The organism is Paraburkholderia sp. RAU6.4a (assembly GCF_050435625.1).
GTDB classification, from domain to species: Bacteria; Pseudomonadota; Gammaproteobacteria; order Burkholderiales; family Burkholderiaceae; genus Paraburkholderia; species Paraburkholderia tuberum.
In genome coordinates this window covers 2,759,744-2,772,070 of the sequence record NZ_JBNDKQ010000003.1, presented here as the reverse complement: position 1 = coordinate 2,772,070, position 12,327 = coordinate 2,759,744, and the positions used below count along the sequence as shown (strand labels likewise).

Genomic DNA, 12,327 nt, shown 5'->3' with positions numbered 1-12,327 from the left:
TAATCCTGTACGTTCAGCTCGCGAATTCCGCCCATTCCCACGCGTCGCGATCCGCGAGCAGCGCGGCGACGAGCCGGTAGTTCATTTCGTGACTCGGCCGCAACGCGCTCACGCGGCCCAGCAATGGCGCACCGGCCATCGCCATGTCGCCGACCAGATCGAGCACGCGGTGCCGCACGAACTCGTCGGGCACGCGCATGCCGCCGAGCACCCGATTGCCGACGATCGCCGCCGTGCACGACAGGCGCGCGCCGCGCAGAATCGGCGTGCCGCGCACGTAGCCCGCCGCGATCGCCGGGATCGCCCACTTGACGCGTCCATAGGAGCGCGACGGCGCGATCTCGCCGGCAAAGCTCGCCGGCGTCAGCGCGCCGTCCCAGCGCAATTCGCCGAAGCCCTTCAGATCGTTGCGCACACTCAATTCATAGGCGGCTGCCGGTTCGATCGACATGCTGCGTTCGTCGCGCGTGCCGGCGCCGTCGGCAATCTTCACGGGCCGCAGCACGCGAATGAAGCGCTTCGCATGCGGTAGCTCGATGCGTCCGCACGCGCGAATCTCGTCGAGCCAAGGTTGCGCGCTGCCGTCGAGAATTGGCACTTCCTCGGCATCGAGCTCGATCGTCGCGCGATCGATTTCGCACGTTAGCAGCGAAGCCAGCAGATGCTCGACCGTGCGCACGCGCACGCCATCGGCCGATTCGAGCATCGTGCACAGCGGCTGCCCGCGCCGCAACGCGGGACTCACCGCGAATTCGGCCAGCACGCGACCCTGCTGCATGCGCCTGAACACGATGCCGCGCGGACTGTTGGCCGTGCCCGGCAGGATCCGCACGTTCACGCGCCGGCCCGTGTGCAAGCCGTGACCGCTCACCGTCAGCACGCGTGCGAGCGTCCCCTCCCGATGACTCCAGCCCGCGGGCGCGCGCATTAGACGGGCTCCGTCGCGCTCGACTGAGCGGACAGCGCATCCGCCACGTCGGCCAGCGCGTTGGCACCCACATCGAGCGCATGTTGCGCGGCGACTGCCGCGACCTGCGCCGCCATCTGCGCGGCGGCGCCGTTCGGCTCCGCAGCCTCATCGTGCGTCTGGATCGACTCGACGATCCGTTGCGCGAGCGAACGCACGGTCGCGCCCTCGGCCATCGTCATGATCGACAGCTTGACCTCGAAGCGCTCTTCGACGGCCATGCCGAGTTCCATGCCCATCAGCGAATCCATGCCCATGTCGAGAATCGAGCGGCCGGTTTCGATCTTCTCCGGCGACATGTGCAGAATGCGCGCGATCTGCGCCTGCAGCGTCTCCTCGACCAATCGCTGCGCATCGTCGAACGCCATCGCCGCGATCTGCTCGCGCATCTGCACGCTGCCCTGAGGCGCCGGTTCGTGTCTGCCGCGCGTCTGCAGCTCGGTATAGCGATGCGCGCGCGCCGCCGGCATGCCGAGCGCAAGGGCGTGCCAATCGAGCCGCACCACCGCCTCGCCCGCATGCATCGCGACGAGCGCGCGTTCGAGCGCGGCCATCGCTTCGGCCGAGCTGATCGACACACCGCCGATCCGCGCCTGCAGTGCTTCACGCGTTTCCGCGTTGCGCGCGAGGAAGCCGACGTCGTCGAGCGGACCCCATGCCATGCAGGTGCCCGGCAAACCGGCCGCGCGCCGCTGCGCGATCAGCGCTTCGAGGAAGCTGTTCGCCGCGACGTAGCTCGATTGCCCCGGATTGCCGAGGAAGGTCGTCGCCGACGAATAGAGCACGAAGAAATCGAGCGCCAGGTCGCGCGTCGCGCGATGCAGGTTCCACGCGCCCGCCACCTTCGGCGCGAGCACGGCGGCAAAGCGCTCGTCGTCGAGATTGCGCACGAGACCGTCGTCGATCGCCATCGCCGAATGCAGCACGCCCTTCAACGGTGTGCCGCGTTGCGCGAGGTCGGCGAGCAACGCATCGAGCGCGGCCGCGTCGGTCACGTCGCAGGCGACCGTGCGCACTTCGGTGCCGTTGCTTGCGCGCCAGCGTGCGGTTTCTTCGGCCAGTTCGGGCGCGAGCGTGCCGGAACGGCTCGCGAGCACCAGATGACGCGCGCCACGCGACATCATCCAGCGTGCACTCGCAAAGCCAAGCCCGCCCGTGCCGCCGACGATCAGATACGCGGCCGCCGGATCGAGTCGCAGCGTCGCGCTGGCTTGCGCCGAACGCGCGGGGCTCGGCGTGCCGGCCGGATACGTGACCAGAATCTTGCCGATCTGCCGCGCCTGCTGCATATGGCGGAACGCTTCCTCGACGCGCTCGGCCGGGAACGCGCGATACGGCAGCGGATGCAGCACACCGTCCGCGAACAGCCGCATCACGTCTTCGAACAGACGCGCGGTCAGCCCCGGCAACGCGCTCATCAACTGGTCCGCATCGATGCCGAAATAGCTGATGTTGTTACGGAACGGCCGCAAGCCGATGCGGCTGTTTTCATAGAAATCGCGCTTGCCGAGTTCGAGGAAACGACCGAACGGACGCAGCGTATCGATGCTGCGCACCATCGCTTCGCCGGCCAGCGAATTGAGCACGATGTCGATGCCGGCGCCTTGCGTGCGCTCGCGGATTTGATCGGCGAATGCGAGGCTGCGCGAATCGAACACATGATCGGCGCCGAGCAGACGCACGAACTCGCGCTTCTCGCGGCTGCCCGCGGTCGCGAACACTTCCGCGCCGAGATGCCGCGCGAGCTGGATCGCCGCGATCCCGACGCCGCCCGCCGCGCCGTGCACGAGCACCCGTTCGCCACGGCGCAGACGCGCGAGCTCGCACAGCGCGTAGTACGCGGTGAAGAACGTCGTCGGCACGGTCGCCGCTTCCTCGAACGTCAGACGCGTGGGCTTGAGCGCAATCGCTTCCGCTTTCGTGCGCACTCGGCTCGCGAACGACGCCGGCGCGAAGCCGAGCACCGCATCGCCCGCCGCGAAACGCTGCACGTCGCGGCCGACGCGTACGACGCGCCCGGACAGCTCCATGCCGACCGTCGCGCCCGCGAAGCCGTTTTCGACGGCCTCGTCGGACAGCAGTCCCATCGCGTACATCACGTCGCGGAAATTGAGGCCCGTCGCGGCCGGTTCGATCTCGACCTCATCCACAGCGAGCTCGCTCTGCGGCAGCGGGAACCATTCGAGGTTGCGCAACGAACCCGGCGACGCGAAACCGAGCACCGCCGCTTCGTTGCGCGCACACAGCGGCTCGGCCGCGATGTCGCGCAGCGCCGCGTTCGGGGTGGGCAGCATACGCGTCACGTAGCGGCCGCGCGGCGTCAGCAGCACTTCTTCCTCGCCGTCGGACGCAAGCAGTTCGCGCGCGAGCAACGCGCCCGCGTCCGCTTGCGTCGCGCACACATCGATCAGACGGCACGATAGTTCGGGATGCTCGTTGGCCAGCACGCGCACGAGCCCCCACAGCGCGCCCTGCTCGGGACGCAGAGACGCGGCATCCACGAACGGCGTCGCGACCGGCGCGCCGCCGCGCGTGACGATCCACAGTTGCGGGCGCATTTCGTTCGACGCCACCGCGAGGTCGCGCACGAGCTGTGCGAGCGCGAGCGTGGTCTGCCGCTGCGCGTGCATCACTTCGGCGCCGTCCGCGTCGGCGGACAACGGCTGATCGGGCGCAACGAACACCACGTGATGCGCGATGTGCTGCCCAACCCCGGCTGGCGCGGCCAGCTTGCTCATATCGTGACGCAATGCCTGAAGCGTCGTGCTCGACGTCGTGTGGCCGGCGGCTCGCAGCGCTGTGCTCAGCGTGTCGTCGATCGCGTCGGACGTCGCGTACAGCAACGACCAATGCGCAGGCGACGTGCTCGCCTGAGTCGCGCCCGCCGCATCGTTCCCAGCCACTTCAAGCGGCGCCCGCGCTACCAGCAGCGTCGGCGCGCCTTCGAGGTCGAGCCCGTGCTCCGTATGGCGCGCAACCTGTTCGAAGCCAGCCTGTTCGAGCAGTTGCGTCAGCGCCTGCGGCGACAGCCACGCCGCGCGGCGCGCGTTGGCATGCGCGGAGTCCGCGTCGAGATCGAACACGAGGTCCGCGAAACGGCTGTTGCGCGGTTCCGCGATCACGACCAGCGCGCCCGGCGCGAGCCAGCCGCGCAACGCGGCGAGCAGCGCGCGTGGCTCGCTTTGGCCGGCGAGCACGTGACTCGCGACCACGAGGTCGTAGCGCTCGCCCGCGTCGACGCCAACCAGACGCGGCGCATCGCCGAATTCGACAGTCGCGATATGGAGCGACGGATGCTCAGTCGTGTCGAAGCCGCTCAACTGCTCACGCGTTCCCGCGATCGTGTAATCGCAACGCGAGACCGGCACGTGGATCGCGAGCGGTCGCAGCACGTCGGTGAGCGGCGAATCGAGTTCGAGCACGCGCAGCCGGCGCGGCTCGCTCCAGCTTTCGATCGCGCGATGCAGACACGCACCGGTCAGCGCATTCGCATGCGTCCACGTCGGCGACGCTTCGAAGAAATGCTCGACGAGGCTGCTGCGCGACGGCGGCAGAATCTGCGCGCCACTCACTTCGCCGCGCAGCACGGCAGGCAACGCCGCGCCGCAATGCGCGAGCAGCGTCAGTTCCGCCACATGCGCGGGCGATTGCGCGAGCAGTTCGCGCCACAGCTCGTCGATGGCGGGCAGGTTCGCGCAGGCGTCGTCGGCGCGCACGAGGCGGGTGCCCTCGCGACGTGCGAGACCATCTTCGACGACGATCTGCACGAGCCGCGCAAGCAACGCTGGATGCGCGCAATCGGGCAGCGCCGGCTGCGCGAACACGTCGAGCGCGTCGAGCGCCTGCAACGCGTACGCGCCGGCAAGCACGTCGAGCAGCGGCAGCATCTCGGTCAGATGCGTGTGCCGGCGCGCTTCGTCTTCCTGCACGGCGAGCGCGCTCGCCGCATCGGCCAGCAACGCGGCGGCCGTGGGCAACGCGTGCGCGTTGACATCGGCGGCAAGCGGCTTCGCTTCGACGATATACGTATAGCGTCCAGGCGCCTGCTGGCGCCGGCTCAGCAGATCGACGCGACGGAACCGGCAGGCGCTCAGACGCGCGACGACCGCGCCCTGCGCGTCGGCGAATTCGAACGATGCGACGACCGAATGCGGGCTGCGCCGCTCGATGCGCGCGAGCACATAGCAAATCGCGTCGCCGCGCAGATAGTCGATGCGGCCCAGTTGCACCGGCACATAAGCCGCATGCTCGATCTCACCATGGCGCGGCGAAGCTAGCAGCGCAAACAGCGGATGAAAGCCGCTGTCCATCAGCGCGGGATGCAATGCGTAGGCGTTCGCGGCGTCGGCGGACTGCGCGAGCACCGCGGGCATGTCGACTTCGGCAAGCGCCATGTCGGCGTTTGCGTCGACGCGGACCGCGCGCACCCAACGGAACGCGGGCCCGTAGTTCAGGCCGATTGCGGCGGTGTTCGCGTACAGCGTGTCGCCCGACATCGCAGGCTGCGCGAGCAGGCTCGTCAGATCGAAAAGCGGCAAGTTGGCCGCCGCGTCGCCGAGCGCGCAACCGCTCGCGAGCAAACGGCCGGTCACGTTCAGCGACCACGCTTCGTCCGACATGCGATCGCGCGTTTCGATCGTGAAGTTGGCGGTCCGCACGTCGACGGTGAAGCGGAACAGCTTCGAATGCTGCGGCTGGAATACGACAGGCAAACGGATTTCGACGTTCTCGACCGCGCAGCTCGCGGTGCCGAAATGCACGCGCGCGGCGGCCAGTGCCATCTCGACGTAGCCGGCGCCCGGAAACGCCGCGCCACCATCGACGACGTGGTCGGCCAGCATCGGCAGACCCGCCGGGTCGAGCTGGTTTTCCCACGCGAGCGCATGCTCGTGGAGACGATAGCCGAGCAGCGGATGCTCGCGGCGGCGGTACACGAGGTTGTAGGCCTCGGCGGTCGGGCCGAGCCAATGGCGTTCGTGTTGCCACGGATACGACGGCAGCGCCACCTGTCGGCTCAGCAACGCTCGCGGCGCGAAACGATCGACGTCGACGTTCGCGCCGTTCGCGATCATCGCGTGCAGCGCGTGATGCAGCGTCTCCGCGTTGTCGTGATTGCGCTTGAGCGTCGCCAGCGAGCGGCCCGCGATGCGCGCGTCGTCGAGCGTTTGCGTCACATAGGTGCGCAGAATCGAATGCGGGCCGATTTCGAGGAATAGACGCACGCCGTTCTGCGCGATGCGCGCGATCGCGTCGCCAAATCGCACCGACTCGCGGATATTGCGCCACCAGTAGCGCGCGTCGAGTTCGGTGCCCGCCAGTTCGTCGCCCGTCACCGTCGATACGAAGCCGCGCGTGGTCTCACCCGGCGCGAGGTTCGCGAGACCCACGAGGACGTCCAACTCGATCGGGTCCATCTGACAGCTGTGGAACGCGTAGTCGAGGTCGAGCATCTGGAAGAAACGACCACTCGCCTTGACAGCCGCGTCGAGCGTTTGCAACGCGTCGAGCGGACCGGCGAGCGTGACCGCCTGCGGACTGTTGACGCCAGCAACTTCCACCGTCGCGTCGAGATCGTGTTGCGCGATCAACGCACGGATCGCCGCTTCGCCGAGACCGGCGGCCGCCATGCGGCCGGTGCCGCGCGTTTTCGCCTGCGCGCGGCTGCGGATCTTGATGACGCGCACGGCCTGCGCGAGCGTCAATGCCCCCGATGCCCACGCCGCCGCGACTTCGCCGACGCTGTGGCCGACGCATACGTCATATGTGACGCCACGCGCTTCGAGCACGCGCACCACACCGACCTGGATCGCGAACAGCAGCGGCTGCGAATGCTCGGTGGCCGCGAGAGTCTCGGCACTCACGCCTGCGCGCAACATGTCGAGCAGCGAGGCGCTGCCGTCGGCGCGCCACAATGTGTCGATCTTTTCGAGCGCGGCGCTGAACACCAGCTCCTGTTGGAGCAACTGCTTGCCCATGCCGGCCCACTGGGAGCCGTTGCCGGAGAACACCAGCGCGAGACGGCCATCGTCGGCCGGTGCTTCGCCTTTCACTAGCGCCATGTCCGCGTGCTCTTGCACCGACGTGGTCAGCTCGACGAGTGCCGCGCGCGCTTCGGCGAGCGTCGACGGTGCGACGATCGCGCGATGCTTGAGCCATTGCCGGCGATGCGCGGCATTCGCAGCCAACAGATTCCACGACGCGCCTTGATCGAGCGCTGCCAGATAGCGCGCCGCGAGTTTCGGCAATGCGACCGCGGCGCGCGTCGATAGCACGAGCGGCGTGAGCGCAGCCGTTGCGTTGCTGGAGTCGGGCTGCGCCGTGTCAGTCGCTCTTGCAACCGGCGCCTCGCGCAGCACGACGTGCGCGTTCGTGCCGCCGAAACCGAACGAGTTGACGCCGACCACGAGCGGCGCGTCGGCGCCATCGGGCGATTCGAGCGGCGTCAGACGATCGACGACCCGCAGCCGGCCGTCGACGAAATCGATCGCCGGATTCGGCGTTTCGAAATGCAGCGTTTTCGGCACCGCGCGGTGCTTCAGGCACAGGATCGCCTTGATCAGTCCGGCCATGCCCGACGCCGTTTCGAGGTGACCGACGTTGGTCTTCACCGAACCGATCAGCAGCGGCCGATCGACGGGGCGCCCCGCCGACGCGACGCTCATCAATGCGCGGGCCTCGATCGGATCGCCGACGGCGGTACCGGTCCCATGCGCTTCGACATAAGCGAGCGAGCGGGGATCGACGCCCGCGCGTTGATAAACCGTGCGCAGCAGCGCGGCCTGAGTCGCCGCGCCCGGAACGCTGATGCCGCCCTGCGAGTAGCCGTCCGAGTTCACGCCCGTACCCGCGATGACGGCATGAATCGTGTCGCCGTCGGCGAGCGCGCGCTCCAGCGTTTTCAGCATCACGAGCGCGCCGCCTTCCGAGCGGACGTAGCCGTCGCCGGTCGCGTCGAACGCACGGCAGCGGCCGCGCGGCGACAGTATCGACGCCTTCGAGAACGTCACGAAGCCGAACGGATGCAGCAGCAGATTGACGCCGCCCGCGAGCGCCACTTCGGCATCGCCTGCCTGCAGCGCCTGACACGCCTGGTGCAACGCGACCAGCGACGACGAGCACGCGGTATCGACCGATACGCTCGGCCCACGCAGGTCGAACAGATACGACAGACGGTTCGACGCGATGCTGAGCGTGTTGCCGGTCGCCGAATACGGGTCGACCGCGTTCAGGTCGTCGACGAAACGATTGCCGTAGTCCGGGCTCGCGACACCGACATAGACCGCGCAGTTGCTGCCTTCCATGTCGCGCGGGCGTACGCCCGCGTCTTCGAAAGTTTCCCACGCGAGTTCGAGCAACAGACGCTGCTGCGGGTCCATCTGCTGCGCTTCACGCGGAGAGATGCCGAAGAACGACGCGTCGAAACCGGCGACGTCGTCTAGCACGCCGGCGGAGAACGTATAGCTCTTGCCTGCTTCGCGCTTCGACGGATGCTGGTAAAACTCCGTGCCGAAGCGATCGGCCGGCACTTGCGTGACCGCGTCTTTTTCGTCACGAAGCAACGCCCAGAAATCTTCCGGGTTCTCAACATGGCCGGGAAAGCGGCAGGCCATCCCCACAATCGCAATCTGTTTCGTCATTATTCTTCTGTTGGGTGCAGCGTACGCGTCGGCGTCTCACGCGATACGGCCGGCGCGAGCGCTTCTACGAGGGCGACGCCAAGTTGCGCGGCGTAAAGATCTGTTCGGGTAGCAGGCGCATCACCATAGTTGCGCCAGATAAAGTAGTTGCTGTGTGCGGGCTCGTCGTCAAGTTGCGCGTACACGTGCGATAGTGCCGGCACGTGATCGCCATAAAAACACAGCACCGTGTCGCGGCGCCGCGCGCGCAGCGCGTCGAGCAGCCGGCCGAGCATCGCATCGGCGTTTGCCAGATGCCGCAGATAAGCGGTCAGGTCGCGCCATTGCTCGTCGTCGCCGAGCGAATGGAAAGCGGCGGCCTCGCCGGGTTGCACGGTTTCCAAATGCAGCGGGCCGTGGTTTTCCATCGTCATCGAGAAGATGAACGCGGGTTTCTCGCGCGGTTCGTCGAGTGCTTCGACGATCACATCGGCGACCGCCATATCGGCGACGTACGGGCCCGCGCGCGGTGCGTCCGCGAATGCCTCGATGTCGACGAAGCGATCGATCTGCAGGCGTTTGAACGCGCGCTCGCGGCCGAAGAAGTCGGCGTAGTACGGGTGAATCGCGAGCGTTTGATAGCCGCCGTGCTTGAACCATGAAGCGAGCGACGCACACGCGCGCCGTACAAAAGCGTAGGGGTAGAAGCGCGCATAACCGAGTTGCGTTTGGTCCATGCCCGTCAGCACCGCGAACTCCGTGCGCATCGTATTCGCGCCCCACGCGGGCACCGTCAGCTCGCCATGCTGGACCGACTCACGGCGCGCGAGATCGAAGTTGCGCAGGATCGACGGATCGATCGAGATGGATAGACGCCGCGCGTCGAAGAAGGACTCGCTCTGGATCAGGATCACGTCGGGCATCGTGTGCGGCTTGCCGGTCGCGAAAGGACCGTTGGCCAGCGCGGTGCGCAACTGACGCACGGTGGCCAGGCGCATGCCGTTCAGCAGATATCCGATGAAAACCGCGAAAAAACCGTGGCGTTGCTGATCGTCGGCGGCACGCAGTGTTAGCGGCAGGCGCGCGGCGCATGCGTAGGCGGCCGCAATCGATGCGCACGCGGTGAGCAAAAGCGCGGCGATGGGCCGATGCGCCACGGGCGTGTCTGCGACAAACGCCGCGACGACCACGACGATGCCAAGCAAGATCGCGATGACGGTCCCCACGCTCAGGAACGGCAGATAAAGACGCGGATGCGCGAATAGCTGGCTGAAGAGACTTAGGTCGGTGAACACGAATGGCTCGCGCAGCGACGCGTATTTCGCGTTGCTGACGCCTGCGAGCAGTGCAACCAGTGCGATAGCGACGAAGGCCGAAAAGCGCACTCGCCCGGTGATCAGCAACACGCATACGCAGAGGAACACAATCGCCGCGACGTGCAACGCGAACGCCAACGGCGCGCGGCGCAGCGACGCGCGCGGCTGCGCGAGCGCTTCCGGCAGAAACGCAAGGCCGGCCGCGGCCGCGAAACTGAGCGCGAGCGTCGCGTTCACTCAGTGCTCCTCGCGCGGAAGATACGACAGGCCACCGAGAATTGCGTCGGCGAGGACGGCGGGCAGCAACGGCAAGAGCCGCATGCCGAACGCGAGCACGCTCGGGAACGCGATTTCGGCGCGGCCTGTTTTGAGCTTGCGCTGGATGTGTTCCGCCGCTTTGTCGGCGGACCAGAGGAACGGCTTGTCACCGGGGAACACGTCGCTCATTGCGGTCTTCACGAAGCCCGGCAGAACGATCGACATGCGAATGCCGTCGCGCGACAGGATCGGACGGACTGAATCGCCGTAGGCCTTGATCGCCGCTTTGCTCGCGCAATAAGCGGGCGAAATTGCCATGCCGCGCAACGCGGCGAGCGAGCTGATCAGCGCTACGTGGCCGTGTTTGCGCGCGCGCATGCGGGCGATGACCGGGAGCGCCGCGTGCATTGCGCCGTAGAAGTTGGTGTCGACGATCGCAGCCGTGCGCTCCTGGTCTTCCCAGTCGCTTGCGGATGCGAGCGTGCTGGCGGCGCCGGCGTTAGCGACAAGCAGATCGATTGGATGTGCGTCGTCGAATTCTTGCAACCAGGCTTGCATGGCCTGCGCGTCGCGCACGTCGATGAGGGCGGTCTGCACGCTTGCGCCTTTTGCGCGGCAGGCTTGCGCCGACGCTTCGAGGCGATCGGCGTCGCGGCCGATGAGACCGAGCACGACTTGCGGCGCAGCATAAGCCATCGCGAGCGCGCGACCGAGACCGGCGCTCGCGCCGGTGATCACGACGTGGCGTGGCGCGGCTTTACGCATGCGCGGCCGCCTCTAGACGTTGCACCGCTCCCGCTACGGCCATCGCGATGCCGGTCTTCGTATAGAAGTCGCCGTTGATCTGCGTGTGGTGGACGACGTAGTCGAGGAAGGCTTGATACAGATTCATGTCGGGCTGGCCGGCGTCTCGCCAGAAATCGTCGAGCGTGCCTTGCCAGGTCAAGCCCGGCATGTTGTAGATCGCGTTGCCGAGCGCGATCAACGGGCAGCGATGATGCAGCGCCGACAAACCCACGGTGCTATTCACCACCACCGCGCCGCGAGCGTTGTCCAGCAGCGTCGGCAGATGGCCGGCATCGATGAAGCGCAGTCGATCGGCAATGCCGAGGTCGCGGGCGAGTTTCATCGCATGGCTGCGGTGGTCGATCAAGCCCGTGTCGAGCGGGTGATTTTTGACGACGAGCCAGGTGTCCGCCGGCGCTTGATGCGCGAACGACGTCAGTACCCGGGTAATCGCTTCCCGGACACCCTCGAACGGCGAATGGACGACGATCTGCGCATCCGAATTCAGCTGCAGCGGGAAGATGTAGTAAGGCTTCTTCGCGTCCAGCAGCTCGCGGGTAACCTGATCGGAGTCTTTGTGATGCCGGCGCTGACGCAATGCGCGGGCTGCGAGCCCCGCGTATTCGAAAAAGCCGTTTCTGGGCCGATGGCTGCGGTAATGCGGAAAGCGCGGCGCGTATAGCGTATTGGCCGCGCGGTAGCGGATGTCGTGAAACGCGCGTTCGAACAGGTTGTAGCCCGTTTGTTCGCCCACTGGGCTCGGAGGGGTGAAACGGCGTTGTTCCAGATACCAGGCGGGGTCGCGGGGCAATTGGGAGCGGCCGTTCACGCCGTGTTGCTCCATCGTCAGCCAGTGCGGGCGGACGTAGCCCTCTTCGAATACGTGGACGTGCAGACCGTGGGATTTGGCGATTGGGTGAATTGGGCGGTGGATTTCGCGGCAGTCGCCGAACATTATTACATCGGTAAAATTGGCGGACTTTATCTTGTTGACATACCAGCGATTCAGTGAATCAACGTGATCCTGAAAATTCCAACTCGCGTGAATACCGCTGTAGAGCAAGTCGCCACCACAGAAACTAACTCGGCGTACGGCATGACTCCGCTCAATCAACGCGTCGGAAAGACGGGAGAAAAACGGTGAGGCTGTACCCTGTAGGACAAGAAAAGAGCGAAACATGGACGGGGCGGACAATCAAGCGGTCTATATGCGCTCCCTGATATCTCGATCGATGTCAGGAAATAACACCGCAGATCGGATCTTCTTTGAAGAGGAGCTTGAAATTTTTTGCAGCCTGGACGCGAGCCTACTAAAAAAAAAACGCCAACGTCTTTCGAATTACAAAATTGTTGCAATTTCGAGACAGGATCGTAATATCTTCCG

Annotated in this window: 5 protein-coding genes; all 5 read right to left on the bottom strand. The window is 66.3% G+C overall.

The window, feature by feature from the left end; genetic code table 11:
- Positions 1-13: 13 nt before the first annotated feature.
- From OKW40_RS37290 to OKW40_RS37270, 5 genes are read right to left on the bottom strand one after another with little or no spacing between them, the layout of a single operon-like run.
- Positions 14-928: a UDP-3-O-acyl N-acetylglycosamine deacetylase gene (locus OKW40_RS37290; RefSeq protein ID WP_184060275.1), complete on the bottom strand. Its 915-nt coding sequence runs from the start codon at positions 926-928 to the stop codon at positions 14-16.
- Entirely contained in the window at positions 928-8,604 is a 7,677-nt protein-coding gene (locus OKW40_RS37285; RefSeq protein WP_429493856.1) for an SDR family NAD(P)-dependent oxidoreductase, read from the bottom strand. The genes OKW40_RS37290 and OKW40_RS37285 overlap by 1 nt, the downstream gene beginning before the upstream one ends.
- The gene (locus OKW40_RS37280) at positions 8,604-10,136 is read right to left on the bottom strand and encodes an LTA synthase family protein (RefSeq protein ID WP_429493855.1); all 1,533 of its coding nucleotides are present in this window, start codon (positions 10,134-10,136) and stop codon (positions 8,604-8,606) included. Before OKW40_RS37280 ends, OKW40_RS37285 begins: the two co-directional genes overlap by 1 nt.
- Positions 10,137-10,922, bottom strand: coding sequence for an SDR family NAD(P)-dependent oxidoreductase (locus tag OKW40_RS37275; RefSeq protein WP_429493854.1), 786 nt, complete (start codon positions 10,920-10,922; stop codon positions 10,137-10,139).
- Positions 10,915-12,123 (bottom strand): capsule biosynthesis protein, encoded by a 1,209-nt coding sequence (locus tag OKW40_RS37270; RefSeq protein ID WP_429493853.1) that lies wholly within the window; start codon positions 12,121-12,123, stop codon positions 10,915-10,917. The genes OKW40_RS37275 and OKW40_RS37270 overlap by 8 nt, the downstream gene beginning before the upstream one ends.
- Between the last annotated feature and the right edge of the window lie 204 nt (positions 12,124-12,327).

Excerpts from the sequence above, each read along its gene's own strand:
- OKW40_RS37285 (WP_429493856.1), bottom strand. The coding sequence starts at position 8,604 with ATGACGAAACAGATTGCGATTGTGGGGATGGCCTGCCGCTTTCCCGGC.
- OKW40_RS37275 (WP_429493854.1), bottom strand. The coding sequence starts at position 10,922 with ATGCGTAAAGCCGCGCCACGCCACGTCGTGATCACCGGCGCGAGCGCC.
- OKW40_RS37290 (WP_184060275.1), bottom strand. The coding sequence starts at position 928 with ATGCGCGCGCCCGCGGGCTGGAGTCATCGGGAGGGGACGCTCGCACGC.
- OKW40_RS37270 (WP_429493853.1), bottom strand. The coding sequence starts at position 12,123 with ATGTTTCGCTCTTTTCTTGTCCTACAGGGTACAGCCTCACCGTTTTTC.